This is a genomic window from Mitsuaria sp. MSU3D (genome assembly GCF_056867975.1).
The window spans coordinates 6,172,882-6,199,815 of the sequence record NZ_CP200314.1; the positions used below are offsets into that span (position 1 = coordinate 6,172,882).

Consider the following 26,934-nt stretch of genomic DNA (forward strand, 5'->3'; position numbering starts at 1 on the left):
AGCGTCAACGCAGCCGCGCCAACATCGCCTCCAGCGCCGGCTGCGACAGCTCGCCGGTGCGTTTCCCGACGAGCTTCCCCGAGGCATCGAAGAGCAGCGTGGTGGGATAACCCGCCTGCTTGAACACCGCGCTGGCCTGGCGGCGTTCGTCGATGGCGACATTGCTCATGGTCAGGCGCTGCTGGCTCAGCCATTTCTCGACATGGGCCGCGTCCTCGCCCTGGTTGATGAAGACGAAGCGCACATCGGGCCGCTCGCGCTGCGCCTGCGCAAGCATCGGCATCTCGCGGATGCACGGTCCGCACCAGGTGGCCCACAGGTTGATCAGCACGGGCTTCCCGCGCAACGCGGCGAGATCGATCGCCTCGCCGTTCAACTGCTCGAAGCGCAAGGCCGGCAGCGGCTCGGCGGCAGGCCGCATGGCGAGCTGGATCTGTCCCGCGATTACGATCGCGGTGCCCAGCGCCAGCGGCACGGTCGCCGAGAGCCGCATCGCCGGCGCGTTCCTCAACTTGAAGGTCACGTACATCCACATCGCGACGATGCCGACCTCGGGCGACCAGCCGCCGTCGCGCAGGTTGAGGATGCTGAGCGGGTGCTCGGCGTACAGCTCCTTGTACTGGTAGAGGAAGCCGAGCCGCGCGAACACGATGGCAACCCACAGGCCGCGCCACAGCAGCGGCCCTGCGTCCTGCCCGCGCTTGCGCATGAGGAAGGTCGCGACGGTCAGCGATGCGGCCACCGCCGCGCACAGGTGCAGAAAGGCCCATGGCAGTACCAGCGGGCCGATGGCGACGGCCTCGTTCATCGCGGGCAGTCGGGTGAGCGGGCGGACGCGCGGTCGGTCACCGGGTCGGATCAGGTGGCGAAGATCCCGTCCGTGGACGCGAAGCCCTTGACCTCGATCGGATTCCCCGATGGGTCGAGGAAGAACATCGTCGCCTGCTCGCCGGGCTGGCCGGCGAAGCGGATGCTGGGCTTGAGCACGAACTCGATGCCGCGCGTCTCCAGCCGGTCCGCGAGCGCGCGCCAGTCCGGCATCGCCAGGATCACGCCGAGGTGCGGCATGGGGACCAGGTGATCCCCGACCTTGCCCGTGTTGCCGGTCTTGAACGGCTCGCCGAGGTGCAGCGAGATCTGGTGGCCGAAGAAATCGAAATCGACCCAGGTGTCGGTGCTGCGGCCCTCCTCGCAGCCGAGCACACCGCCGTAGAAGGCGCGGGCATCGTCGAGGTCGCGCACGTGATAGGCCAGGTGGAACACGGATCGCATGGGGACTCCCGGGCAGGGGTGATCGATCGGACGATCCTAGCCCCGAAGCCGCGCCCGCTAACATCGGACTCCTCTGTGTCGTGCGCTTGGGAGATCGGTGTGGATATGACCAGCTGGTTGGGCTTTGTCAGTGTGGCGCTGTTCGTCACGTTCACGCCGGGGCCGGCGGTGCTGATGGCGATCTCGAATTCGCTCAGCGTCGGGCCGCGGCGCGCGATGGTCGGATCGCTGGGCAATGCGATCGGGCTGCTGGCCGTGTCCGCGGCGACGACGGCGGGCCTCGGCGTCCTGCTGAGCACCTCGGCCCAGGCCTTTCTGGTCGTGAAGCTGCTCGGCGCCTGCTACCTGATCTGGCTGGGCATCAAGCAGTGGCGCCAAGGCGCGCGGATGTCGATGGCCACGGGCGACGCCGCCGCGGCGGAGGTCGCCGGCCTGTCGCGCCAGGCGCTCTTCCTGCGCGGCATCATGGTCGCGCTGACGAATCCCAAGGCGATCCTGTTCTTCACCGCGCTGTTCCCGCAGTTCATGAACCACCCGGAGACGGCGCTGCGCGACTTCGTCGTGCTGACGGTGACCTTCTCGTCCTGCGCGGTGCTGGCGCACGCGTTCTACGTGCTGCTCGCGCGGGCGCTGCGGCGGGGGCTGGCGTCGCCGACGCGGGTGAAGCTGATGAACCGGACCTTCGGCGCGTGCTTCGTCGCGCTGGGCGTCAGCCTGATCGGCTGGCGCGGCCGGACGCAGTGAGCGCGGCGCGGCCATGTTCTCGCATGTGTTCATCGGCGTCGCCGACTTCGATCGCGCCATCGGTTTCTACGCGCCGCTGATGGCCGTGCTCAACCTGCCGCAGCGCTTCCGCGATGACAGCCGACCGTGGGCGGGATGGCAGTCGGTGCCCGGGCCGCGTCCTCTGTTCCTCATCGGCCGGCCATTCGACGAACTCGCGCCCGCCGCCGGCAACGGTCACATGACCGCGTTCATGGCCGACACGCGCGCGATGGTCGACGCGGCACATGCCGCGGCCCTCGCGCACGGCGGCACTTGCGAAGGACCGCCCGGTCTGCGGCCCGACTATCACGAGCACTACTACGGCGCCTACTTCCGCGATCCGGATGGGAACAAGCTGTGCGTGGTGTGTCATGCGGCGCAGCCGGTCTGACATGCCGTTGCCCCGCACCGTCTGCTGGATCCCCCTCTGGAACGACGCGCAGCCCGGCGTCGGCATCGAGCACCTGCTGCTCTCCGACGGGCGTGCCGATGGCATCGTGATCGCGATCGATGAGGAGGCCGGACCGTTCCGGCTTGCCTATAGGCTGGACTGGGATAAATCGTGGCGATTGCGCGAGGCGACCTTGTCTCTCATCGACGACGAGGGCCGTGCCCTCCGTGCGATGCAGTTGAAGACCGACGGCAGTGGCCATTGGCAGGACGGTGCGGGGCGTGTCCTCGCCGAACTCGACGGATGCCTCGACATCGACATCTGGCCCACGCCGTTCACCAACAGCTTTCCGGTTCGCCGCGTCCCGTTGGCCGTCGGGGAACGACGCGAGTTCCGCATGGCCTGGGTCGACGGCACCGCGCTGACCGTGCGCCCGCAGGCGCAGGCCTATACACGGCTCGACGAGCGGCTCTATCGCTTCGAGTCGCTCAACGGCTCGGGCTTCGAGGCGGAGTTGCCGGTGGATGAAGACCTGCTGGTCCTGGACTACCCGGGTCTTTTCAGGCGTCATCGTGACTGATGCGGAAGGTCGCGATACTGCGCGACCCCGCCGACCGTTGCCTCCACACCATGAGTTTCCAAGCCGCGTTCATCGACTACCTCCACCGCTACGCCGCCAAGGACCTCGACGGCATTGCCGCGATGTTCTCGGAGGACGTCACGCTGCGCGATTGGAATCTCTCGGTGACGGGGCGCCATGCTGCGATCGCGGAGACGCGCAAGAACTTCGAGTCCGCCGCCTCGATCCACATCGAGGTGCTTCGGGTGCTGGAGAACGCGAGCTCGGTGGCCGGCGAATTGCGCATCCTCGTCGACGGGCACATCGAGCTGTTCGTCGTCGATGTGCTGGACTTCGATGCGGAAGGCCGGATCACGGCGATCCGGGCCTTCCTCGGGCGGGGCGATTGAGCGTGCCCGTCGCGCGCGGCGTCATTCGTCGGCGGTGAGCCGCACCAGCAAGGCGCCGACGCTCGCCACCGTCGCCAGGCCCGTGACGCCAATCCATCCCCAGTGCGTGAGCAGCACGCTGCCCAGCGCCGCGCCGGTGGCCATGCCGATGAACATGCCCGTGAACAGCAATGCGTTGAGGCGGCTGCGCGCGGCCGGATCGAGCCCGTAGACGATCGTCTGGTGGGCGACCAGCGCGGCCTGCACGCCGAAGTCGAAGACGATCGCGAGCACCACCAGCACGACGATCGCCGCGCTGCGGTCCAGCCATGCCGTCACCGACATCGCGGCGAAGGAGAGCGCCACCAGCAGCGAGCCCAGCTTGGTCACCACGCCGGGACCGCGCTTGTCGGCGATGCGTCCCGCCAGCGGCGCAGCCAGCGCACCCGCCGCGCCCGCCAGGCCGAACGCGCCCGACACCGCGCTGCCCAGCCCGAAGCGCTCGTGCAGCATCACCGCCAGCGTCGACCAGAACGCGCTGAACGCCACGGCCAGCAGCGCCTGGGCGATCGCTGCGCGACGCAGCCTCGGCAGCGTCCGCCACAGGCCGCCGAGCGAGTTCAGCAGCGCGCCATACGTCGTGCGCATCACCGGTGGCGAGGACGGCAGCCAGCGCCAGCTGGCCAGGCCCGCGACCGTCAGCGCCAGCGCCGCCAGGCCGTAGACCCAGCGCCAGCCCAGCGCCTGCGCGATCACGCCGCTCATCACGCGCGACAGCAGGATGCCGAGCAGCAGTCCGGTCATCACCTGGCCGACGATGCGGCCGCGATGCTCCGCGGGGCTCAGCGAGGCGGCCATCGGCACGACGTCCTGTGCCAGCGTCGCTGTCAGTCCGAGCACCGCGCTCGCGACCAGGAAGGGCGCGAAGCCCGGCGCGAAGCCGCACAGGAGCAGCGTGGCGATCAGCAGCACGAACTTGGTCAGGATGACCTTGCGGCGATCGAAGCGGTCGCCGAGCGGCGTCAGCAGCAGGATGCCGGCCGCGTAGCCCAGCTGCGTCAGCATCGGCACCGCGCCGATGCCGGCGGTCGAGGCATGCAGGTCCTCGGCGAGCGGCGCCAGGATCGGTTGGCTGTAATAGAGCGACGCGGCGCCGAGGCCCGCCGACGCCGCCAGCAGCACGATCAGCGGCGCGGACGGGGTGGCGGGGTCGCGCGGCGCGGCGGCGGCGGCGTTTGAAGGCATGGGAAGGCTGGACATGGCAACTCCCGAAGGATGGGTCAAGATGGCGTGAAGAGGAAGGAGGCGAGGTGGGTGAGCACCCGATGACCCGCATTCTTCGGATTCAAGGCCTTGGCGGGAACCGGTCCGGCTTGCACAGCGCCCATACGCACGGCGTATAAAGCGAGCCATGAACGACGCCAACCGGGACAGCGGCCAGGACCGCCTCGCACTGCTGCAGACCTTTCTCCGCGTGGCGGAGGCGGGCAGCTTCTCCGCCGCCGCGCTGCAGCTCGCGACCACGCAACCCACCGTGAGCCGCCGCGTGCAGATGCTGGAGTCGCTGCTCGGCGCCCGGCTCGTCGAGCGCTCCACGCGCGGGCTCCGCTTGACGGAGGAGGGCGAGCGCTGCGCCGCGCAGGCGCAGGACCTGATCGACGGCTGGCAGTCCCTCGCGGAAGAACTCGAAGGCGGCGAGGAGCTGTCCGGCACCCTTCGGCTGCGCGTGCCGCATGCCTTCGGGCAGAGTCAGCTGATCGAGCCGCTCGCGGCTTTCCTCACCAAGCACCCGAGAGTGTCGGTGGAGTGGATGCTGCAGGACCAGTTGCCGGACTTCAGCCGCGAGAACGTCGACTGCTCGCTGCTGGTCGGCGAGATCAGTCAGCCCAACCTGGTCGCCACGCAACTGGCCGAGATTCCCCGCGTGCTGGTGGCGACGCCGCAGCTCGCGAAGAAGCTGCCCAAGGGCCTGGGCAAGCGGCCGCCGGAGGAGATCGCCGAACTGCTCGGCGCGCAGCCGTGGCTGGCGCTGCTGGCGTTCTATCGCGACGGCGTGGATCTGCGCGCCGCGGACGGCGAGGCGCGGATGCACATCGCGTTCCGTCCGCGCCTGGGGACGGACAGCCTCTTCGCGCTGATCGAATCGGCACGTCGCGGATTGGGCCTCGCGCTGGTGTCGCAGTGGGCCGTCTTCGACGACATGGCCGAAGGGCGTCTCGTGCGCGTGCTGCCCGAGTGGTGCGCGACGCCGCTGCCGATCTCGCTGGTCTATCCCTCGCGCCGACTGCAGCCCGCCCGGCTGCGTGCGTTCCTGCAGGTGATGCGCGAGGTCATTCCCACCATGCGCGGCATGCGCGAAGTCCGCCGCCGCGCCAGGACGTGAGTGCTTCCACCTCCACAAGTTGAGGATCACGACGACTCATCCGTCGCACATCTCGACCAAGAGCCTCAGAACCAGCCAGTGCCAGGGCTTGCCGCGATGCGTAGATTGCTGGCTCTGGCTGTGCAACTTGAGATGAGAGGGCTTATGCAAATCAAAATGTTCATCGCACTGCGCCGTGCCGGCGTGTCCGAGAGCGACGCGCACACCGCCACTGATGCTGTGGGCGACGAGATCAAGGCGAGGTTTCAGGACGTGAAGGACGAACTGGCGTCCAAGAAGGATGTGGACAAGGCTAAGACGGAAATCCTGTCGGTGATGGAGCGGCGATTCGGCGCCCATTTGTGCTGGACCATCGTGACCATCGGCGGAGGTTTTGGAATTCTGGGGATCGTGCTCAACCTGTACCGGTTGCTTCCATGACCTGCCGAAGAAGAAGAAGACCGCCCGAGGGCGGTCTTCTTCATGGTGCCGTTGAATCTTCCGATCAACGACGAGCGAGCGATCAGCCCTTGGTCGCGGGCTTCGCCGGCGCGGCCGGCTTCTTCGCTCCCGGCGGCAGCGCCTTGCCGTTGCCGGTCATGGACATCTCCATGTCCATGCGCATCTTGTTGCCCTGCGGGCCGGCCATGTCCACGCCCATCGTCATCGCCATCGTGCTGCGCACCATCAGGCGATCCGCGAGCCGCAGGTCCATCTTGCCGCGGCCCGAGCCGGTCATCGCGCCCTCCACCGGACCCGCCGGCGCCGACGCGCCCGAGGCCGCCGGTGCCGGCGCGGCGAAGCTCATGTCCATCCGCACGTCCACGTCGAACGACGCGATGCCCTTGTTCACCGACGTCAGCGTGTACCGGCCCAGCAGCTTGCCCGCCTTCGACGACGCCATCGGCAGGTTCATGTCGATCGGCATCTCGAGGGTCTCGCCGACCTTCAGCGACTTGCCGTTGAACTTGCGCATCCAGTCGAAGCTCTGGTTGAAGATCTTCTCCTGCATCTCCTTGCTCAGCGCCTGCGCCTGCCCGGCGTTGGACAGCTGCAGATCGATCTTCTCGAACTGGTCGTCCTTCAGCTGCGCGCTGAAACGCATCGGGCCCTGCGGCGGCATGGGCCGCGCCTGACCCGTGCCGTCGCGCATCTCGCTCTGGAGCGTGGTGACCTCGGCGTTGAGCGTGTAGGCGCCGTCAGGGCCCTTCGCCGTCGTCGACAGGTCCTGACGCATGCCCATCTTCATCGTGATGGGCATCGAGGCCTTCATCTGCGCCATCTGCGCGCGCTGCTGCTCGGTCGCGTTCGGCGGCAGCTGCATGGACATGTTCATCTTCATGTCCATGGCGATGTCGACCTGCTGCCGCGTCGACGGCAGCGGCACCATGTTGAGCTTGACGCTGTCCTGCGCCATCGCGGCGGGCACCGCCACCGCGGCCTGCACCGCCAGCGCGGCGACGAGGGAAAGGATTCGAGCCATGTGCGTGTCTCCCTGGATCTGCTTGAGTCTGCTTGAGTCTGCGTGATTCCGCGTGAATCTTCGTGAATCTGCCGGGGCGGTGGACCGTCAGCCCCGGTAGTTGTCCTGCATCCGGTACCCGCGCGCATACAGCGCGAAGAGCAGCGCCGCGAGCAGCGCGAAGCCGGCGAAGAAGAACATCTGGAAGGCCGTGACGCTGGTGCCCGTCGACTGGATGTAGGCCGTCACCGCGGCGCCCTTGACGCTGGAGTTGGCCAGCAGCACCCACAGGTTGCCGATCGTCACCGACAGGTTCCAGAAGCTCGTGATCACGCCCTTCATCGCCAGCGGCGCCTGACTGTAGGCGAACTCCAGACCGGTCGCCGACACCAGCACCTCGCCCAGCGTGAGCAGCGCGTAGGGCAGCACCTGCCAGGTGATGTCGACCGCGTGGCCGCCGTCGATCCACAGCTGCAGGCCGCCGACCACGATCCAGGCGAGGCCCGCGAACGCGATGCCCGCGCCCATGCGGCGCAGCGCGGTGACCTTCAGGCCCAGCTTCGACAACAGCGGATACAGCACCAGGTTGTTGAACGGGATCAGGATCATGACCAGCGCCGGATTCAGCGCCTGCATCATCGAGGACTTGAACCACTCGGGCTTGGCCATCTGGTCGGCCTGCAGCACCCAGGTCGAGGCCTTCTGGTCGAACAGGGACCAGAACGGCGTGACCAGCGCGAACAGCACCAGCAGGCGCAGCACCGTGCGCACGCCTTCGACGGCCTCGGCCGGGTGCACCGCGCGGGCGCGCTCCAGCTGCATCCATGCGCCGATACCGCCGAAGCCCATCACGAGCACCAGCGCCGAGCAGAACGCGATCACGAAGCCGAGGTTGGGCGTCAGCAGCAGCGCGCCGATGGCCAGCACCACGCCCAGCCCCGCGACGAACAGCCCGCCGCGGCCCTGGCCGGGCGCCTGCGACAGCAGCGCCGTGCGCACGACCTTCAGGAAGCCGTGCGGGTCGCGGTGCGACTCGCCGGCCGGGACGTGCGTGTACTTGCGGCGGCCGCTCCAGAAGATCACCGTCGCGAGGAACATCAGCGCGCCCGGTATCCCGAAGGCCACGCTCGCGCCGAACCTGTCCAGGAAGATCGGCATCAGCAGCGACGCGAAGAACGAGCCGAAGTTGATGATCCAGTAGAAGGCGTCGAAGACCTTCTGCGCCAGCGTGCGGTTGCTCTTGTCGAACTGGTCGCCGATGAACGAGCTCACCAGCGGCTTGATGCCGCCCGAGCCCAGCGCGATCAGGAACAGGCCGAAGTAGAAGCCGCGCAGGTTGTTCTCGAAGATGGCCAGGCAGGCATGGCCGGCGCAGTACACCAGGCTCAGCCAGAAGATGGTGTTGTACTTGCCGAAGAAGCGGTCCGACAGCCAGCCGCCCAGCAGCGGGAAGAAGTAGACGCCGATGACGAAGGTGTGGAACACCTCCTTGGCCTCGCCCTTGCGCAGCGGCTCCGGGATCGCCAGCAGCAGGCTGGTCATCAGGAACACCGTCAGGATGTTGCGCATCCCGTAGAAGCTGAAGCGCTCGCAGCCCTCGTTGGCGATGATGTACGGGATCTGCGGCGGCATCTTCGGCTTGGCCTTCGCCGCCGAGTCTGCCGCGCCTGCCGCGTCGCCCCCAGGGGCGGCGATGGTGGAGGAGGTGTTCAAGAGTCTGTCTCCGTCATGTCGCGAGGCGCTCGTGACGCCCCAAAAGGAAAGCCGCCGGGCAGGGCCTCGGCGGCTTGGCGGCGAACACCGGTGGGTGTCCGCCGCGATCTTCAGTCGATCAACCGGCCTTCATCAGGCGCGATCGTCGTTGCTTTACGCTTCGAAGGGCAGCTTGATCTGGTTGAGATCCTTGCGGGTCTCGACCAGCACCAGCGGGCCCTCATCGACCACCACCACCGGCGCGGGCTCGCGGCCCAGCGGCGCGGCGGCCGGCTCGGCAGCCATCGCAGCCTTGGCGGCGGCGATCTTGTCGGCGTCGCTGTTGACCCAGACCAGGCCGGCGCCTTCGGCGACAGCGCTGAGCTCGGTCATCGGCAGCTCGAAACGAGGCACCGAGGCCGGGGCCGGCGCGGCTGCCGCGATGGCAGGCGCAGCGACCGGGGCAGGGGCCTGGACCGGAGCCGGCGTCGGCGCGACAGCGGCCACCGGCGCTTGCACCGGTGCCTGCTTCGGCTCGTCGCCCAGTTCCAGCTGACGCGGCGCGGCGCCGGCATCCAGCACGATGCCGTCCAGCGCGGCGACTGCCGGCGACGGAGCGACGTCGCCCGCGGCGTTCACGCCATCGACCGGCGCGCCTTCACCTTCGCCTTCGCGGCGGTCACGGCGATAACGGTCGCGACCACGGCCACGACGGCGGCCCTGGCCTTCCGCGCCGCCTTCCGCGCCTTCCTCGCCGGCCGGTGCGTCGCCCTCGACCACCGGGGCCGCGGCGGACTCGGCGCCATCAGCGAACGAGGTCTCGCCGGTCGGGGCCTGGCCTTCGACCAGCGCGCCTTCGACCTGCTCCGCGCCCTCGACGCCTTCACCGCGATCACGGTTGCCGCGACGACGACGACGACGGCCTTGGCGCTCGTCGCCGGCTTCGCCCAGCGGCGTCTCCAGCGGTTGCGTGTCGGCGAAAGCGATCGGCGACTCGACGTTGGCCGCTTCGGTGCCGGCCAGCGTGGCGAGTTGCTCCTGGTTCACGTCGGCGGGGCGTTCCTCGCGGCGGCGGCGGCCTTCGCCGCGCTCACCCCGGTCACCGCGCTCGGCGCGCTCCGGACGGTCGCCACGCTCCGGACGATCACCGCGTTCGGTGCGTTCCTGACGCGGCGCGCCTTCGACGGCCTGTTCCGGCTTGTCGGCGCGTTCGTTGCGGCGCGGACGGTCACCGCCGCGCTCGCCACGGTCACCACGCTCTGCACGCTCGCCGCGCTCGGCGCGATCGCCGCGTTCCGGACGCTCGGCGCGACCTTCCTGCTGCGGCTTGCCTTCGCCGCGCGGCTTGCCGTCGCGGGCCTTCTGTTCACCGCGCTCGCCGCGTTCACCGCCTGCGCGTTCACCGCGCTCGCCGCGTTCGCCACGGCGGTTGCGATCGCCGCCACGGCCGCCGTTGCGGTCGCGATCACCACCACGTTCGCCACGCTCACCGCGCTCGCCACGTTCCTTCTTGGCGGGCTCGGCCGACTTGGCTGCGGGGGCCGGCGCCGGTGCGGGCGCAGGCTCGCCACCGAACAGGCTCTTGATCCAGCCGAAGAAGCCACCACCGGCGGCCACGGGCGCGGCCGCGGCGGCAGGCGCCGCCACCGGGGCGGCAGCCACCGGCTCGACAGCCTTGGGCGCGGGCGCGACCGGCATCGGGGCCGGCTGCTCTGGCAGGATGCCCTTGATCAGCGGCTCCTGCTTGTTCTTCTTCTCGGCGCCGCGGCGGGTGATGCTTTCCTCTTCCTGCTGCTCCTCGATCATCGTGTAGCTCGCCTGCAGGTTCTCCAGGCGGGGATCGTCGTGGCGCAGGCGCTCGAGCTTGTAGTTCGGCGTGTCGAGGTGACGGTTGGGCACCAGCAGCACGGTCACGCGCTGCTTGAGCTCGATCTTGGTGATCTCGGTGCGCTTCTCGTTGAGCAGGAACGAGGTCACTTCCACCGGCACCTGCACGTGCACGGCGGCGGTGTTGTCCTTCATGGACTCTTCCTGGACCATGCGCAGGATCTGCAGCGCGGAGGACTCCGTGTCGCGGATGTGGCCGGTGCCGTTGCAGCGCGGGCAGGTGATGTGGCTGCCTTCGCTCAGCGCCGGGCGCAGGCGCTGGCGGCTCAGTTCCAGCAGACCGAACTTGCTGATCGAGCTGAACTGCACGCGGGCGCGATCCTGGCGCAGCGCGTCGCGCAGGCGCTGTTCGACCTCGCGGCGGTTCTTGGACTCCTCCATGTCGATGAAGTCCACGACGATCAGGCCGCCCAGGTCCCGCAGACGCATCTGGCGCGCGATCTCGTCGGCGGCTTCCAGGTTGGTGCGGGTGGCGGTTTCCTCGATGTCGCCGCCGCGGGTGGCGCGCGCCGAGTTCACGTCCACCGAGACCAGCGCCTCGGTGTGGTCGATCACGATGGCGCCGCCCGACGGCAGGTTCACCGTGCGGCTGAAGGCCGTCTCGATCTGGTGCTCGATCTGGAAGCGGCTGAACAGCGGCGCGTCGTCACGGTAGCGCTTGACCTTGTGTGCCGTCTCCGGCATCACGTGCGACATGAACTGGTGGGCCTGTTCGAAGATGTCGTCCGTGTCGATCAGGATCTCGCCGATGTCGGCGGTGAAGTAGTCGCGGATCGCGCGGATCACCAGCGACGACTCCTGATAGATCAGGAAGGCGCCCTTGCCGCCCGACGCTTCGTCGATGGCGGTCCAGAGCTTGAGCATGTAGTTCAGGTCCCACTGCAGCTCGGCGGCGGAACGGCCGATGCCGGCGGTGCGGGCGATCAGCGACATGCCCTTCGGGTACTCGAGCTGGTCGAGCGCGTCCTTCAGCTCTTCACGGTCCTCGCCCTCGATGCGGCGCGAGACGCCGCCGCCGCGCGGGTTGTTGGGCATCAGCACCAGGTAGCGGCCGGCCAGCGACACGAAGGTCGTCAGCGCCGCGCCCTTGTTGCCGCGCTCTTCCTTCTCGACCTGGACCAGCAGCTCCTGGCCTTCCTTGATCACGTCCTGGATCTTGGCGGAGCGCACGTCGGCGCCTTCGCGGAAGTAGGTGCGCGAGATCTCCTTGAACGGCAGGAAGCCGTGGCGGTCCTCGCCGTAATCGACGAAGCAGGCCTCCAGCGACGGCTCGACGCGCGTCACGACCGCCTTGTAGATGTTGCCCTTGCGCTGTTCGCGGCCTTCGATCTCGGTCTCGAAGTCCAACAGCTTCTGGCCATCGACGATGGCCAGGCGACGCTCTTCCTGCTGCGTCGCGTTGATCAGCATGCGTTTCATCAGTTCTCCTCCACGCCAGGGCGTTGCCGCTGACGCGCGTACCTCAGAACCGCCGCCGGAGATTCACCGGCGGGCGATTCGACCGATGCACGAGAAACGCGAAAGAACCAATGAAAGGATCGCCCTGGACTGCAAATTGAACGGCTCGTTCGACCGTTCAGCGATGCAGCGTTGGCGCGTGCGCCGCGGGCCCCGGATCGGCTGTTTGGGTCCTCAAGCGCGCCGACTGAGGCGCGACCCGACCACGGCCGGAGCCTGGCGTGTGGACGAAGCCAACACGCGCTCGCAGGCGGCGGGGGGTGGAATGGACCGAAGAAAACATCCGGAAACGGAGCCTGGGTGCTGACGTCAGCGCCGGGGCTTGCGCCCGTCTTCTGACGTCGTGAAACCTTGTTGTGCTGCCCGCGCCGCCTGCCGACATCCTGGAATGCGACCGGCCACATGGGCATGGTTCTGACGACGTTGCTCTGCCGTCCGGCCTCGGTGCCTGCCCGCTCGCTTTGGGAAGCGGGCCCGACCTCGATGACCTGACGTTGCATCACCAAAAGTGATGAGCAGCCTACTCACAATGACTGCTCACCGCCACGTTCTCGTCGACCTCGAACGCGCACGTCCGAGTAAAATGAGAAAAATCAAATACTTACAACGGAAACGTGGCAAGCAGCATTATAGGGGCTAAAGCCCGCAAGGCCGCCCCAGGGACTGCCCGCAGTGCCGCGAGGGGGGCCGCGCCCCCCAAAACCGCTTCGGCCGCTTCGGCCGCTTCGGCCGTGTCTGCGGCGCCGGCCGTGCCGCCGCCTGCGGCGACGGTGACGCCCGTCGCCTCGGCGCAGGTCCGTCAACTGACCGTCGACGAGGGCTCCGCCGGACAACGGCTGGACAACTTCCTGATCCGCGAACTCAAGGGCGCGCCCAAGACGCTGGTCTACCGGATCATCCGGTCCGGCGAGGTGCGCATCAACAAGGGCCGCTGCAGCGCCGACTCGCGGCTGGCCGTGGGCGACGTGGTGCGCGTGCCGCCGGTGCGCCTGGCGGAGAAGCCCGCCGAGCAGGCCGCCGCCGTTCCCGCCCGCGAGTTCCCGGTCGTCTTCGAGGACGAGCACCTGATCGTCGTCGACAAGCCCGCCGGCGTGGCGGTCCACGGCGGCTCGGGCGTGAGCTTCGGCGTGATCGAGCAGCTGCGGCGCGCACGCCCGCAGGCGAAGTTCCTGGAGCTGGTGCACCGGCTGGACAAGGAAACCTCGGGCCTGCTGATGATCGCCAAGAAGCGCAGCGCGCTGACGCACCTGCAGGACCAGTTGCGCGACCGCGAGACCGGCAAGACCTACGCGGCGCTGGTCGCCGGTGCGTGGGCGAAGGGAAAGAAGGTCGTGGACGTCCCGCTGCTGAAGTTCGTCGGCAGCGACGGCGAGCGCTGGGTGAGGGCGGTGCCCGATCCCAAGGATCCGCAGGCGGACCAGGCCAAACGGTCGATCAGCCTGGTGAAGGTGGTCGAAGCGTATTCGGGCGACAGCGGCGGCAACAGTGGCAAGGCCGCCGGCAGCGGCGGCTACAGCCTGCTCGACGTCACGATCAAGACCGGTCGCACGCACCAGATCCGGGTCCACCTGGCCCACGAAGGCCACCCGATCGTCGGCGATCCCAAGTACGGCGACTTCGAGGCCAACCGCGCGCTGGCCCGCGGTGCGTTGCGCTTCGACCGGATGTTCCTGCATGCGCGCCAACTGCGCGTGGTGCACCCGGCGACCGGCGAGACCTTGACCCTGGAGGCGCCCTTGCCGCCGGAGTGCGAGAAACTGCTGGCCGCGCTGCGCCGCCCGGCGCCCTGACGACCTCTTGCGGACTGCCATGCCTCAACGCTTCGATCTGATCGTCTTCGACTGGGACGGCACCCTGTTCGACTCCACCGCGCTGATCGTGCGCTGCATGCAGGCCGCGTCGGCGGACCTCGGCCTGGAGCCGCCGTCGCGCGAGCGCGCCGCCTACGTCATCGGCATGGGCCTGATCGAGGCGCTGCAGTACGCGTTGCCGGGCCTGGACCCGTCGCGGTATCCGGAGCTCGGCCAGCGCTACCGGCACCACTACTTCGCGTCGGCGCACGAGGTGACGCTGTTCGACGGCGTGCCGGAACTGCTGCGCGACCTGAAGGCGCGACACCACTGGCTGGCCGTCGCGACGGGCAAGAGCCGCCGCGGCCTGGACGAGGCGCTGGCCGCCGTGGACATGAAGACGCTGTTCGACGGCACCCGCACCGCGGACGAAACCGCCGGCAAGCCGAATCCGCAGATGCTGCTGGAGCTGATGCGCGAGTTCGGCGCCGACCCCGAGCGCACGCTGATGATCGGCGACACGACGCACGACCTGCAGCTGGCGCGCAACGCCGGCTGCCCGGCGGTGGCGGTCACCTACGGCGCGCATGAGCACGAATCGCTGCGCGGCTTCGAGCCGCTGCTGGTCGCGCACGATGTGCCGACGCTGCGCGACTGGCTGCTGACGAACGCTTGACCCACGCCTGACTGCTTCCTGATTTCCCTCCGATCTGTCCCGCTTCCCGGACCCCTCCCGAATGACCCCCGAGCAAGACCTGCCCCCGGTGCCGCTGTGCGCCTCCTCCGAGCTGGAGGAACGCGGTCGCGCGCACACCTTCGACGTGCTGCAGTTCCGCCAGCCCGCCTCGGCCTTCGTCCTGCGCTTCGACGGCGAGGTCGTCGGCTACCTGAACCGCTGCGCGCATGTGCCGACCGAGATGGACTGGCAGGAGGGCGAGTTCCTGGACAGCAAGAAGGAATACATCATCTGCAGCATCCACGGCGCCGTGTACCACCCGCGGGACGGACGCTGCGTGACCGGCATGTGCGGCCGTTTCGGCCTGACCAAGCTCGACGTGCGCGAGCGCGACGGCCAGGTCTTCTGGTATCCCTCCCGCGACACGCGACCCGTTTTCGAGGATTGAATGAACCCCAACGACGACTCCAGCGCCGGCAGCGACCTGCCGCGCCCGATCCCCGACGCGACGGCGCGCCCGGAGGACATCCTGAAGGCCGCGGCGCCCGCCGCGCCTGCTTCCGCGACGGCGTCCGCCTCGCAGGCCTCGGCCGGTGCTTCGCCGCTGCCAGGCCGCTACGAGCACGTGATCGAGCAGTTCGCCCATGACTACCTGCGCGACCGCCGCAGCGACCGGCGCTGGAAGACCTTCTTCCGGCTGATCTGGGTGTCGGTGCTGCTGCTGTTCATCTGGTCGATGTTCGCGACCAAGCACCATGGTGGCGCGACGACCGGGCCGCACACGGCGCTCGTCGAGGTGCGCGGCGAGATCGCGCCCGACACCGAGGCCAGTGCCGAGCTCATCAACGCCGCGCTGAAGGCCGCGTTCGAGGACCAGGGGTCGCAGGCGGTGGTGCTGCGCATCAACTCGCCGGGCGGCAGTCCGGTGCAGGCGGGCATCGTCAACGACGAGCTCAAGCGCCTGAAGGCGCTGCACAAGAAGAAGGTCTACGCGGTCGTCGAGGAGATCTGCGCCTCCGGCGCGTACTACATCGCCGCGGGCGCGGACGAGATCTACGTCGACAAGGCGTCGGTGGTGGGCTCGATCGGCGTGCTGATGGACGGCTTCGGCTTCACCGAGGTGATGAAGAAGGTCGGCGTCGAGCGCCGCCTGATGACGGCGGGCGAGAACAAGGGGATGCTGGATCCGTTCTCGCCGGTGACCCCGAAGCAGCAGGCCTACGCGCAGGCGATGCTGGACCAGATCCACCAGCAGTTCATCGCGGTCGTGCGCGAGGGGCGCGGCACGCGGCTCAAGGAGACGCCGGAGATGTTCTCCGGCCTGTTCTGGAACGGCGAACAGGCGATCCAGCTCGGCCTGGCCGACGGCACGGGCAACCTCGACTACATCGCCCGCGAGGTGGTGAAGGCCGAGGACGTCGTCGACTACACGCCGCGCGACAACGTCGCCGAACGCATCGCCAAGCGCTTCGGCGCGTCGATGGGCGAGGGCGCGGTCAAGGCGATGCGCTCGATGACGACGATTCGCTGATCCGCTGATCCAGCGATCCGGCGATCCGATCTCCAGCGGAAGAGGACTACGGCGCGGCATCTTCGCCGTGCGCCGCAAGGCGGCGCGCGGCCGGTGCGTTCCGTACCGGCACGCCCTGACGTGCCATTCTTCCGAAGGAGAACTTCTCATGACGACGACTGCATCGCAGCACCTGCCCCTGTCCACGACGAGGGCCGATATCGAACCGTCGATGCTCGCACTGGAATACGCGGGTTCGATCCTGAGTCAGTCGACCTGGTTCCTCCCGTTTGCCGGGGAATGGGCTGAATTCAATGGCTTGGCCGTGAAAGCGGCCTTGCCCGACGCGCAGGAGCAGCAGCTGATCCAGGCCATCTCGGCAGGGTTCCTGGCCACGACCGACGTCGACCGCATCGCGGCTGACGTCCTGGCCGAGGACGTGTTGCGGATCGCTGTCGGCCTCAACCCCGGCGTGCTGATGAATCAGCCGCAGGGGGTCGAGCAGGCGAACGCGGTGCTCTGAGCCCGCGCCGTTCCGGGAGCGGGACGGCGGCCGGCTTCGTGTGATGCCGGCCGTCGTGTCCGCGGGGCGGATGCCCGACAATGCGGGCCGACCCAGCCATCGCCGCGAGCGCGCCTTCCGCGCACCGCGGCGACGTCGCCAGGCCTGTTCACACTCCCAGCCCCCAGGACTGCTTCCATGAACATTGCCTCTCGCGGCGCCGCGTCGGTGCTTCTTCCTCTCCTGCTCGCGGCGTGCGCGTCATCCACCACCGAGGCGCCGCGGACGACGCCGGCATCCTCCCAGGTCGAGCCCGAATTCGTGCTGCTCGGCGAGCTGCACGACAACCCCGAACACCACCGCGCCCGCGCCGAGCAACTGCGTCGGCTGATCGCGCAGGAGCCGAAGACGGTGGTCGTCTTCGAGCAGTTCTCGCGCGGCGAGGACGCGGCCGTCGCACAGGCGCGCAAGACGTCTCCGGGCGATGTGAACGCCGTCATCGATGCGGCGAAGTTCGATCGCAAGGGCTGGCGCTGGCCCTTGCATCAGCCGCTGTTCGATGTCGCGCTGCAATCCGGCGCGGAAGTCCGCGGCGGCAACATCGATCGCGACCAGGTTCGCAAGATCGTCCGCGAAGGCGACGCCGCCTGGCCCGCGGATCTCATCGCGCTGCGCGATCGCACCGTCTGGAACGGCACGCAGCAGGACGCGCTGCGCAAGGACATCCAGGACGGCCACTGCGGTGCGATGCCGGAGGCCATGCTGCCCGGCATGGTCCAGGCGCAACGCGCGCGTGACGCGGCGATGGCGCAGGCGATGCTCGATGCGAGGAAGTCGGGCGCGAAACGCGTCGTGCTGATCGCGGGGAACGGGCACGTGCGCCGCGATGTCGCCGTGCCGGTCTACCTGCAGGCGGCCGGGGTGCCGGCGTCGGACATCGATGCCATCGCGTATCTGGAGCCGGGGAGCCCGGCTCCGGTCGACGGCTACGACCGCGTCGAACGTGCGCCCGCGCCGTCCCGCGAAGATCCCTGCGCGCAGTTCAAGCGCTGAGTGGGCTCGGGCCTGCGGACCTTTGGCTCGAATACTGCGGTACTGCCGCGGCCGCTGGCCCTCACCCCTGCCCTCTCCCGCAAGCGGGAGAGGGGGTAAGAAGGGCGCAGCCACGCCTCTCTTTCGCAAAGGGAAGAAAGGGTAGGAAGGGCTCCGGTAGGACTCCCTCTCCCGCTAGCGGGAGAGGGCGGGGGTGAGGGCCAACCCCTGCCGGCATGGCAACAGGCTTCGTCGCAGTTGCCCGAATGCACTGAGCCCATGGAAGTCGGGCAAAGAACGACGGGGTGTTCAGGCCAGCACGACCTCGACGCCACGCCGCCGCAGTTCCCCGACGATGCCCTCGTCGGCTTCCTTGTCCGTGATCAGCATGTCGATCTGCTCGACCGGCGCGATCACGGAGAGGTTGCGCTTCATCAGCTTGGAGGCGTCCGCGACCGCAACGATCTGGCGCGCAATCTTCATCATCTGCGCATTCAGCTGCGCCTCCAGCAGGTGCGGCGTCATCAGCCCGATCTCAGGGTCGAGACTGTCGACACCCAGGAACAGGCGGTCCGCGTAGAGACTCTGCAGCGCCGTCACGGCCTGCGGGCCCGACAGGGAATACGAGTTCTGCCGCAGCAGGCCGCCCGGCATGATCACGTTGACGCCCGGCACCGTCGCCAGCAGCACCGCGATGTTCAGCGCGTTGGTGATGACGTTCAGCGACTGCAGCCGCAGGCCGCGGATCTGCTTGGCGATCTCCTCGGTCGTCGAGCCGGAGTCCAGCAGGATGGTCTCGCCATCGCGGATCAGCTTGGCCGCCTCGACGGCAATGCGCACCTTCTGCTCGTGGTGCAGCTTCTGCTTGACGCTGATCGGCACCTCTTCGGTGTCGCGATGCGCCAGCGCGCCGCCGTGCGTGCGCAGCAGCGCGCCCGTCGACGCCAGCGCGTTCAGGTCGCTGCGGATCGTCACGACCGAGATGCCGAAGCGCTCGGCCAGCTCCTCCACCGTGACCTTGCCCTGCGCCTGCACCTGCTCGCGGATCAGCCGCCGGCGCTCGTCGATCAGCAACGCGGCGTCAGGCTTCTCGGCGATGGTGGAAGTAGTGGTGGTCATGGGAAACGGAAGCGATGAACTTTCGGATGATATCGATCCGGCGATGTTCGCAAGCCCCGGCCCGACCCTCAGGCTCCCTCTCCCGCTTGCGGGAGAGGGTGGGGGTGAGGGCCAGCGGCCGTCGCAGGCCGGAGCTGCACGCCCGCCAGCCGAGCGGCATACATGGCTGCGCCCATCTCCGGACCGAAGCGCGGCACGATCAACTCGGCGCCCGGGACCTCGCGCGCGAGCGCCAGCCGCAGCGCATCGGTGACGGTGGCTCCGGCCTCGAAGACGCCGCCGGTGTAGGAGACCGGCACCGTCGCGTCCGCCGGCAGCGCCAGTTGCCGGGCGATGGCGCCCGCGAGCGCGGCGAGTTCTTCGCCGGCGCGCTCGAGCAGCGCGATCGCCTGCGCGTCGCCGTCGGCCGCCGCCGCGGACACGAGCCGCGCGAACTGCGCGAGCCGGCTGCGCGCCGCGTCGCCGTTGATCGCCGCGCAGAGGTCCAGGTCGTGCGCGAGTTGGAAATGCTCCCGCACCAGGCCGAGCAGCGGTCCCGGCGCGGCGCGCCCGTCCGCCATGCGCGAGAAGAGCGCGAGGCCTTCGCGCGCGAGCCAGTAGGCCGAGCCCTCGTCGCCGAAGACCTCGCCCCAGCCGCCGGAGCGCGCGCCGCGCCCCTGCCACTCGCCGTAGGCGATCGAGCCGGTGCCCGCGACGAGGCTGATGCCGTCGGCGCCGCCGAGCGAGCCGGCCCAGCTGCAGACCATGTCGTTGCCGATGACCGCGCGCGGCAGCACGCCGGCCAGCAGACCGTCGAAGTCGGCCAGCAGCGCGCTGTCCTCGCCGTGGGCGGGCAGACCGGCGAAGGTCGACGTCACCCGCGACGGCGCCAGGCCGGCCTGCTTCAGCGTCTCGGCGACGCCGTCGCGCAGCAGCGCGCGCAGCGCATCGAAGCCGATCTCGAGGTAGTAGCTGGTGCTGCCGACGTGACGCGCCAGCAGCCGGCCGTCGCCGTCCAGCAGCAGGAAGGAGGTCTTGGTGCCGCCCCCGTCGATGCCGAGGAAGATCGGGCGGTCGGTGGCGTCGTGGGTGACGGGAGTCATGAGCGGATCATCGGACTGGTCGGAGGTCGGGGCGATGCGGGTGCAAGCCGTGGGGCGCGTCGCTGCGAGAGTCGTGGTGCGGGCGCCGGGCGACTCAAGGCGCCGCCGCGGCGAGCGGATGGATGATGACGCCGCTGACGACGCGCGTCACGGTGCCCGACGCGCTCGGATTGTCCGGCGTGATGCCGAGCTTGAGCGAGGCCAGCAGCGCCAGGCATTGCGCGAAGACCAGCGCCACCGGCGTCAGCGCGAGGTCGGGCGCGTTGACCGGCAGGTCGAGCAGCACGTCGTCCGCGGCCAGCGCGTCCTCCGCGTTCAACGCCGAGGTGCTCAGCGCGACGATCCGGCCGCGGCCCTGGCGGCGCAGCTCGCGCAGCAGGTCCAGGTCGTAGCGCCGGGTGTAGCTGTCGTTGGACAGCACGATCAGCACCAGCGTGCGGTCGTTCAGGATGGTTTTCGGGCCGTGGCGGAAACCCAGCGGCGAATCGGCCAGCGCGACAAGGCGCCCGTCGCTCAGCTCCAGCACCTTCAGCGCCGCTTCCTTCGCCAGGCCCTGCAGGCCGTTGCTGCCGAGCACCACGACGCGCTCGAAGGGCTGCGCGTTCAGCGCGTCCAGGCGGGCGGCCTCGGTGGCGAGCAGTTGGCGCGCCGCGTCGCCCAGCGTCTCGGCCGACGGCAGCGCCATGCCGAAGGCCCAGGCCGCGGCCAGCAGCATGCCGGTGAAGCTCGAGGTCATCGCGAAGGCGCGGTCATGCGTCTCGTCGGGCAGCAGCAGCACGTGGGCGCGTTCGCGCTCGCCGAGCCGGCGCGCCAGCGTGCCTTCGGCCGCGCAGGTGACCGCGAGGTGATGGCACTCGCCGAGGGTCGCGTCGGCCAGGTCCACCGCCGCCAGGCTCTCGGGGCTGTTGCCCGAGCGGGCGAACGAGACCAGCAGCGTCGGCACGCCGGGCTGCAGGCATTGCGCGGGGTTGGAGACGATGTCGGTGGTGGCGATCGCCTCGATGCGGAGGCCGGGCTTCGCGCCCAGTTGCTGCAGCAGCGCGGGGGTCAGGCATTGCCCGATGAAGGCGGAGCTGCCCGCGCCCGTCAGCACGATGCGCAGGTCCGGCAGCGCCAGCAGCGGCTGCAGGAAGGCGTCGATCGCCGCGCGTTGCGACTGCACCAGCGCATGCACGCTGCGCCAGACTTGCGGTTGCTGGGCGATCTCGCGCGCGGTGTGCGTGGCGCCGCGGCGGTCGAGTTCGGCGGGTTCGAAGTGGAGCAGGCTCATCGTGACGGGTCTTGTTCTGTGGGTAAGGGCCGGGTGTCGGAGCGGTTCAGGCGTTCAGGCGGTCACGCGTTCTGGCATCCGGACGGTCGGGCGTTCAAGCATTCAGGCCTTCAGGCGGCGCAGGCCGCGAGGTAGGGCCGCAGCGACTGCGCGGCGCCGTCGCGGAGCAGTTCCGCGGGACGGTTGCGCAGGCGGCCGTCGCGGATCGCGTCGTACTGGCGCGGCAGGAACTGGCTCAGCAGCGTCAGCGGCGGCGGCGAATGCTCCAGCCGGTCCAGCAGCGCCGCGCAGGCGGTCTGGACCTTCGGGTGCGCCCAGTAGTAGCGGATGCGGTCGCTCAGGCTGTAGGCCAGATCGACCTGCAGGCGCGAGGGATCCTGGTAGTACGGCTGCCAATGGCCGGGCTCCGCGCGCATCACGCCGAGCACCGTGTCGATCAGGTTGCCCTGGCCGGCCTGCGGGCCGAGCCATTCGCGCTCGACGGCGGCCAGCGCCCACAGCGTCTCGCGCAGCGCGAAGGTCGCGCCCGGGCCGACCTTCAGGATCGCGAAGTGGTCGCGCGCGAGTTGCGCCAGGCGTTCGGGCGTCTGGTAGTCCGTCGAGTGCGCCTCGAAGACCAGGCCCGGCTGCGATGCGATGAACGCGCTCAGCGCGCGCGCCTTTTCGGGCTTGTAGTCGATGACCTTGTGGTGGTCGAACTCGACGCCCGGCTGCACGACCATCGCGATCACGCGCTCCCAGGCTGCATCGAGTCCGGCCGCGCCGAAGGCATCGCGATGCAGGGCCAGCGTCGCGCCGGCCGCTTCGGGCGAGGTCACCGCGAGGTCTTCCAGGTCCTCGTGCGCGCCGCCCGGCACCGGCACCTCGGTGCCGATGACGTAGACCGGCGGTTCGCCGCGGTCGGGCGTGTCGCGCCAGGCGGCCTCCGCGGCCAGGCACAGGCGCACGGCGCGGGCGGCGATCTCGGCCTCGGACAGCGGCACCGGATCGTCCGCGCAGGACATCGAGCAATCCAGGTGGATCTTGCGGAAGCCGGCCGCGACGTACTGCGCCACCATCACTTCCGCCTTGGCCATCGCCTGCGCGGCCGGCAACTTGCGCCAGGCGTTCGGGCCGAGGTGGTCGCCGCCGAGGATCAGCAGATCGGTGGCGACGCCCTCGGCCTGGGCGATCGCCTCGACGAAGCGGCGGAAGTCGACCGGCGTCATGCCGGTGTAGCCGCCGTCCTGGTTGACCTGGTTGGAGGTCGCCTCGATCAGCGCGGGGCGGCCGAGCGCGCCGCATTCGCGCAGCGTCGCGGCGATGACGACGGGATGGGCGGAGCACATCGAGGGAATGCCGATGGCCGGAGCGGCCGTGCCGATGGCCGGAGCGGCCGTGCCGATGGCCGGAGCGGCCGTGCCGATGGCCGGACCGGCCGAAGATCCCGGCGCCGACTGCTTGTGGCGCCGCACGAGATCGAGCATGAGCTTCAAGGGGAATCCTTCCTGTCGAATGAGGGTGGGGCGGACGGCGGGACGCCGGGGTCAGGCCTTGCTGTCCTTGCTGTCGCCTTCGGGTTGCAGGGCCAGCAGCAGCGCGGCGAGCAGCGCCAGCGCGACGCCGGCCAGCTTGAAGCCGCCGGGCGTGGCGCCGCTCATCGCCATCGAGGCGAGCGCCGTCAGCAGCGGGGCGCCGGCATTGACCAGCGGCGAGACGACCAGCGCCTTGCCGTAGCGGAAGGCGTAGACCAGCGTGAGCGCGCCGATCGCGTTGAGTACCTGGATCACGGCGGCCAGGCCGGGGCCGTCCCAGCCCCACGGGATGGGCTTGGAGAAGTCCGTCATCCACAGCGCGGCCGGGATGCACAGCAGCGCGCTGACGGTCATGTAGAAGAAGACGCTCTCCGCGCTGGCGGCGTTGTTGGCGGTCTTCAGGAAATAGGCCTGCAGGCCCCACGCCGCCATGACGACGACGGCGAGCGCGAACCACAGTCCCAGCGCCTGGCTCTGCTGGCCGGGCTGGTAGTCGAACAGCGGCAGTGCGCACAGCGCCAGCACGATGCCGGCGACGCCGAGCTTGCCGGTACGCTCGCGCAGCAGTCCGAAGGACAGCGTGATCGTCACCCCCGGCGACAGCGACACGATCGGGAAGATCAGGTAGGCCGGGCCGGACTCGACCGCGCGGAACAGCAGCATCTGCCCGCCCGCGCCCAGCAGCCCGACGGTCAGCCCCTGGATCACGGCGCGGCGGTCGCGCTGCAGCTTCCAGCCGGCGCGGGCCAGCACGAACACGGCCGGCGGGATCATCGTCAGCGCCCACACGACGTAGACCAGCGTGTCCGGGAAGCCGCGTTCGGAAGACAAGCCCGTCAGCGCCCCCCACGCGCCCCAGAACAGGGTCGTGACAAGCGCGTAGGTCAGCCAATGTCGTTGCATGGGATCGCTTTCTTTCTTGGAGGGGGCTCGACGGGCTCGGTGGATCGTCGGAAGCTTTCGAACGAAAGAATAGGGCAAGGAAACCGGAAACACAACGGAAGAAACCGTGACAGGCCCTGAAGCGGTGTATTTCGCGGGAAAACCCGGATAAATCAGGCGCTATCGAGGTGCAGTGGAGTGATTGTCTTGCTCGAATTCTTTCGTGCGTCATCAATTCGAAAGAATAAACGTCGGTAAAAACGATATGCGAAATTAATCGAAAGACTACGTAGACTTGCGGCAAGCCGGTCGAGGTCCAGGACTGGCAGCGGACAAGCCAACAAAGGAACCATGAGATGCGAGCTCCCCTGTCCTCCCTCCTGATTGCCGGTTTTGCGCCGCGGCCCGTCGCCGCCGCCGCCGCGATCGCCGCGCTGACCGCCGTGGGCGCGGCCCAGGCGCAGGTCCAGCCCGCGGCCGCCGCCGCCTCGGCGCCCGCCAACACCCAGCCCGTTGAATCGAAGGCCGACGCCAAGGGCAAGGACGCCGACCAGACGCTCGAGCGCGTCGAGATCACCGGCACCCGCGCCAGCCTGCAGCGTTCGTTGAACCTCAAGCGCAGCGCGTCGGGCGTGCAGGACAGCATCAGCGCGACCGAGCTGGGCCGCTTCCCCGACGACAACGTCGCCGACTCGCTGAGCCACATCACCGGCGTGTCGATCTCGCGCACCGCCGGCGGCGAAGGCCAGAAGGTCAGCGTCCGCGGCCTGGGCCCCGAATACACGCTGACGACCTTCAACAACCGCATCCTCGCCACCGACGGCGAAGGCCGCGACTTCGCGTTCGACGTGCTGCCCTCGGACATCATCAGCGGCGCCGACGTCGTCAAGTCCGCGCAGGCCTCGGTGATGGAAGGCGCCATCGGCGGCCTGGTGAACCTGCGCTCCGCCAGCCCCTTCGACCAGCCCGGCCAGCACGGCATCCTGCGCGTCGAAGGCGACCGCAACACGATGTCCAAGCTGAACGGCGGCAAGGTCTCGGCCACCTACAGCAACACCTTCGGCAAGGAGCTGGGCGTGCTGTTCGGCGTGGTCTACGCCGACCGCAAGGTCCGCACCGACACGGCCGGCAACGACGGCGGCTGGACGCGCAACCCCATCTCCGACCCGGCCGCCAACTGGACCGGCAACGCCTGGGGCGGCAACATCGATCCGAACGGCAACGGCGTGCTGGACCCCGATGAAGAGGGCCTGATCGGCCCGGGCCAGTTCCGCGTCGGCACCATCCAGGAACAGAAGAAGCGCACCGCCCTGTCGGGCAAGGTCGAATGGCGGCCGAGCGACGCGCTCAAGGTCACCGTCGACGGGATCAAGACGCGGCTGAACTCGCCGCAGGTCGGCTACCAGCAGTCGTTCTACACGCTGTTCTCGCCGGGCCGCTGGTCCAACATCAAGACCCGGAACGGCGTCGTCACCGGCTTCACGATGGACAGCACCGACCCGGACCTGATGCTGAATCCGGAGCTGCTGAACCTGACCACGCACCGCGTCGTCGACAGCGCCGTCTACGGCATCAACGCCGAGTGGAAGGCCACCGAGACGCTGAAGTTCAACGGCGACGTCTACCAGTCGACCTCCAAGCGGCACTCGGGCGGGCAGGACACCTACACGGTGCTGCGCATGAACCAGCCCAACGTGACGACGGTGAACCTGACCGGCTCGCAGGTGCCCGACATCAAGACCACCTTCTCCGACGGTCGCGATCTGATCTCCGGCCTGGCCAGCGGCGCCTTCGGCCCGAGCGACTTCAACACCCACTACCTGGGCCTGAGCGGCGACAACATCGACGACAAGATCCGCGGCCTGACGCTGAACGGCGCCTGGTCGGTGGACCGCTTCAACGTCGACCAGATCCAGTTCGGCGTGCAGGCCACGCGGCGCGACAAGAACCGCGACCTGGTCGACAACGCGATCAACGGCGGCGAGAACTACTACTCCGGCACCAACGCGATCAACGTCGGCCAGCTCGGCGGCAACGTGCTCAACGAGCACCTGACCCCGCCCAACTTCATGAACGGCGTCAGCGGCAGCTTCCCGCGCAGCTTCCTGGGCTTCGACGTGCCCAACTACCTGGCGGCGCTGCAGGCCTACAACGGCAAGCCGCGCCCCGACGGCGGCACCTACGACTTCAGCCAGGCCGGCCCGGTCTGGAACCCGCTGCAGAGCTACCGCGTGCGCGAGAAGACGACCTCGTTCTTCATCGAGGCGGACCTCTCCGGCGAGCAGTGGAACGCGGACATCGGCGTGCGCCTGGTCAAGACCAAGACCACGGCCAAGGCCTGGGACGCCAAGATCGAGAGCCTGACCGAGAACGGCCCGTTCAACTACTCCGCCGTCTACGCGGACCCGACCGAGATCAGCCAGAACGCCGAGTACACCTACGGCCTGCCGTCGGCCAACTTCGTCTGGCACTTCACCGACAAGCTGCAGCTGCGCCTGGGCGCCGCGAAGACGATGGCGCGTCCGTCGGTCGAGCAGCTCGCGCCGACCAGCACGACGGCCAGCGTCGCCTGGGGCGACTTCACGCAGGTCTTCGGCGGCAACGCCGACCTGAAGCCCTACAGCGCCAAGCAGTACGACGCCTCGCTGGAGTGGTACTACGCGCGCAACTCGGCGCTGACCTTCGCGGTGTTCCAGAAGGACATCAAGAACCAGATCACCACCAGCTGGGAGACCGGCGTCGACATCGGCGTGCCGGGTCACCTGTTCAACGTGATGAAGCCGATCAACGGCGACAAGGCCAAGGTCCGCGGCATGGAGATCGGCTTCCAGCACCTGTGGGACAACGGCTTCGGCGTGCGGGCGCAGTACACGCGCAACCGCTCCGACAGCTGGGTGGGCGGCGAGAAGCGTCCGCTGGAAGGCATCGCGCCGGCGACCTCCTCGCTGGGCCTGCTGTACGAGAAGGGCCCGTGGAGCATCAGCGCCACGGCCGACCACACGGACGACTTCGTGTCGGCGATCAACGTGATCGGCCCGGGCTTCAACGAGCGCGCCAAGGCCATCACCTGGCTGACCGCGCAGGCCGCGTACGAAGTCAACAAATGGCTGCGGATCTCCATCGAGGGCCGCAACCTGACCGATGCCAAGCAGGAGTACACGCTGGGCAACGGCGACATCACCTTGCCGCAGGGCTACAACCGCTGGGGCAGGGCGTTCACGATCGGGGCGAGCATCAAGTTCTGAGGCCGCGCCGATCAAAAAAAGAACACGAGCTAGACAAGCGAGCAGGACAGACGGGAGACGTCGGATTGGGCCATC

At 69.0% G+C, this 26,934-nt stretch carries 24 protein-coding genes; 13 read left to right on the forward strand and 11 right to left on the reverse strand.

The window, feature by feature from the left end; all coding sequences use genetic code 11:
• Positions 1 to 4: 4 nt before the first annotated feature.
• Together AC1VNM_RS27200 and AC1VNM_RS27205 are read right to left on the reverse strand one after the other, a co-directional pair.
• Positions 5 to 808, reverse strand: coding sequence for a prolipoprotein diacylglyceryl transferase family protein (locus tag AC1VNM_RS27200; RefSeq protein WP_483108983.1), 804 nt, complete (start codon positions 806 to 808; stop codon positions 5 to 7).
• Positions 809 to 858: 50 nt separating this feature from the next.
• A complete protein-coding gene (locus AC1VNM_RS27205; RefSeq protein ID WP_431101886.1) occupies positions 859 to 1,272 on the reverse strand; it encodes a VOC family protein in 414 nt (137 codons plus the stop codon).
• Between the two features lie 105 nt (positions 1,273 to 1,377).
• On the opposite strand from AC1VNM_RS27205, the gene AC1VNM_RS27210 reads away from it, so the two are divergent.
• The 4 genes from AC1VNM_RS27210 to AC1VNM_RS27225 are packed head-to-tail and all read left to right on the forward strand — an operon-like array spanning position 1,378 to position 3,397.
• A complete protein-coding gene (locus AC1VNM_RS27210) occupies positions 1,378 to 2,016 on the forward strand; it encodes a LysE family translocator (protein WP_483108984.1) in 639 nt (212 codons plus the stop codon).
• Between the two features lie 13 nt (positions 2,017 to 2,029).
• Positions 2,030 to 2,428 carry a VOC family protein gene (locus AC1VNM_RS27215; protein ID WP_431101888.1) on the forward strand — a complete coding sequence of 133 codons (399 nt, stop codon included), beginning with the start codon at positions 2,030 to 2,032 and terminating at the stop codon, positions 2,426 to 2,428.
• 1 nt (position 2,429) lies between these two features.
• Positions 2,430 to 3,008: a putative glycolipid-binding domain-containing protein gene (locus AC1VNM_RS27220; RefSeq protein ID WP_483108985.1), complete on the forward strand. Its 579-nt coding sequence runs from the start codon at positions 2,430 to 2,432 to the stop codon at positions 3,006 to 3,008.
• Between the two features lie 50 nt (positions 3,009 to 3,058).
• Positions 3,059 to 3,397, forward strand: a complete 339-nt coding sequence (locus AC1VNM_RS27225; protein WP_483108986.1) for a nuclear transport factor 2 family protein — start codon at positions 3,059 to 3,061, stop codon at positions 3,395 to 3,397.
• A gap of 21 nt (positions 3,398 to 3,418) precedes the next feature.
• Here the strand turns inward: AC1VNM_RS27225 and AC1VNM_RS27230 are convergent, their stop codons facing one another.
• Positions 3,419 to 4,636, reverse strand: coding sequence for an MFS transporter (locus tag AC1VNM_RS27230; protein ID WP_483108987.1), 1,218 nt, complete (start codon positions 4,634 to 4,636; stop codon positions 3,419 to 3,421).
• Between the two features lie 151 nt (positions 4,637 to 4,787).
• Between AC1VNM_RS27230 and AC1VNM_RS27235 the strand changes: the two genes are divergently transcribed.
• Together AC1VNM_RS27235 and AC1VNM_RS27240 are read left to right on the forward strand one after the other, a co-directional pair.
• A complete protein-coding gene (locus AC1VNM_RS27235; RefSeq protein ID WP_431101892.1) occupies positions 4,788 to 5,759 on the forward strand; it encodes a LysR family transcriptional regulator in 972 nt (323 codons plus the stop codon).
• A gap of 156 nt (positions 5,760 to 5,915) precedes the next feature.
• A complete protein-coding gene (locus AC1VNM_RS27240) occupies positions 5,916 to 6,179 on the forward strand; it encodes a hypothetical protein (RefSeq protein ID WP_483108988.1) in 264 nt (87 codons plus the stop codon).
• 82 nt (positions 6,180 to 6,261) lie between these two features.
• On the opposite strand, the gene AC1VNM_RS27245 is transcribed toward AC1VNM_RS27240, so the two are convergent.
• The 3 genes from AC1VNM_RS27245 to AC1VNM_RS27255 all read right to left on the reverse strand — a co-directional run bounded on the left by AC1VNM_RS27245 (position 6,262) and on the right by AC1VNM_RS27255 (position 12,198).
• Complete coding sequence (locus tag AC1VNM_RS27245) at positions 6,262 to 7,221, reverse strand: hypothetical protein (RefSeq protein WP_483108989.1); 960 nt, start codon at positions 7,219 to 7,221, stop codon at positions 6,262 to 6,264.
• A gap of 87 nt (positions 7,222 to 7,308) precedes the next feature.
• Positions 7,309 to 8,832, reverse strand: a complete 1,524-nt coding sequence (locus tag AC1VNM_RS27250; RefSeq protein ID WP_483109340.1) for a POT-type proton-dependent oligopeptide transporter — start codon at positions 8,830 to 8,832, stop codon at positions 7,309 to 7,311.
• A gap of 234 nt (positions 8,833 to 9,066) precedes the next feature.
• Positions 9,067 to 12,198, reverse strand: a complete 3,132-nt coding sequence (locus tag AC1VNM_RS27255) for an Rne/Rng family ribonuclease (protein WP_483108990.1) — start codon at positions 12,196 to 12,198, stop codon at positions 9,067 to 9,069.
• A 788-nt stretch (positions 12,199 to 12,986) separates the two neighbouring features.
• Here AC1VNM_RS27255 and AC1VNM_RS27260 point away from each other — a divergent pair.
• The 6 genes from AC1VNM_RS27260 (at position 12,987) to AC1VNM_RS27285 (ending at position 17,768) form a co-directional block, all read left to right on the forward strand.
• Positions 12,987 to 14,027: an RluA family pseudouridine synthase gene (locus AC1VNM_RS27260; RefSeq protein WP_377161551.1), complete on the forward strand. Its 1,041-nt coding sequence runs from the start codon at positions 12,987 to 12,989 to the stop codon at positions 14,025 to 14,027.
• Between the two features lie 19 nt (positions 14,028 to 14,046).
• Positions 14,047 to 14,703: an HAD family hydrolase gene (locus AC1VNM_RS27265; protein WP_377157335.1), complete on the forward strand. Its 657-nt coding sequence runs from the start codon at positions 14,047 to 14,049 to the stop codon at positions 14,701 to 14,703.
• Between the two features lie 61 nt (positions 14,704 to 14,764).
• Positions 14,765 to 15,151, forward strand: a complete 387-nt coding sequence (locus tag AC1VNM_RS27270; RefSeq protein ID WP_377157334.1) for a Rieske (2Fe-2S) protein — start codon at positions 14,765 to 14,767, stop codon at positions 15,149 to 15,151.
• Positions 15,152 to 16,234 carry a S49 family peptidase gene (locus AC1VNM_RS27275; RefSeq protein WP_483108991.1) on the forward strand — a complete coding sequence of 361 codons (1,083 nt, stop codon included), beginning with the start codon at positions 15,152 to 15,154 and terminating at the stop codon, positions 16,232 to 16,234.
• Positions 16,235 to 16,382: 148 nt separating this feature from the next.
• Positions 16,383 to 16,736: a hypothetical protein gene (locus AC1VNM_RS27280; protein WP_483108992.1), complete on the forward strand. Its 354-nt coding sequence runs from the start codon at positions 16,383 to 16,385 to the stop codon at positions 16,734 to 16,736.
• A gap of 177 nt (positions 16,737 to 16,913) precedes the next feature.
• Positions 16,914 to 17,768 (forward strand): ChaN family lipoprotein, encoded by an 855-nt coding sequence (locus AC1VNM_RS27285; protein ID WP_483108993.1) that lies wholly within the window; start codon positions 16,914 to 16,916, stop codon positions 17,766 to 17,768.
• Positions 17,769 to 18,056: 288 nt separating this feature from the next.
• On the opposite strand, the gene AC1VNM_RS27290 is transcribed toward AC1VNM_RS27285, so the two are convergent.
• The 5 genes from AC1VNM_RS27290 to AC1VNM_RS27310 form a co-directional block, all read right to left on the reverse strand.
• The gene (locus AC1VNM_RS27290) at positions 18,057 to 18,866 is read right to left on the reverse strand and encodes a DeoR/GlpR family DNA-binding transcription regulator (protein WP_483108994.1); all 810 of its coding nucleotides are present in this window, start codon (positions 18,864 to 18,866) and stop codon (positions 18,057 to 18,059) included.
• Between the two features lie 68 nt (positions 18,867 to 18,934).
• A complete protein-coding gene (locus tag AC1VNM_RS27295; RefSeq protein ID WP_483108995.1) occupies positions 18,935 to 19,948 on the reverse strand; it encodes a BadF/BadG/BcrA/BcrD ATPase family protein in 1,014 nt (337 codons plus the stop codon).
• Between the two features lie 94 nt (positions 19,949 to 20,042).
• A complete protein-coding gene (locus tag AC1VNM_RS27300; protein ID WP_483108996.1) occupies positions 20,043 to 21,218 on the reverse strand; it encodes an SIS domain-containing protein in 1,176 nt (391 codons plus the stop codon).
• Between the two features lie 110 nt (positions 21,219 to 21,328).
• On the reverse strand, positions 21,329 to 22,693 hold the full coding sequence (locus AC1VNM_RS27305) for a D-tagatose-bisphosphate aldolase, class II, non-catalytic subunit (RefSeq protein WP_483108997.1): 1,365 nt from the start codon (positions 22,691 to 22,693) through the stop codon (positions 21,329 to 21,331).
• Positions 22,694 to 22,744: 51 nt separating this feature from the next.
• Positions 22,745 to 23,635: an EamA family transporter gene (locus tag AC1VNM_RS27310; protein WP_483108998.1), complete on the reverse strand. Its 891-nt coding sequence runs from the start codon at positions 23,633 to 23,635 to the stop codon at positions 22,745 to 22,747.
• 335 nt (positions 23,636 to 23,970) lie between these two features.
• On the opposite strand from AC1VNM_RS27310, the gene AC1VNM_RS27315 reads away from it, so the two are divergent.
• Positions 23,971 to 26,859, forward strand: a complete 2,889-nt coding sequence (locus AC1VNM_RS27315; protein WP_483108999.1) for a TonB-dependent receptor — start codon at positions 23,971 to 23,973, stop codon at positions 26,857 to 26,859.
• Positions 26,860 to 26,934 lie beyond the last annotated feature (75 nt).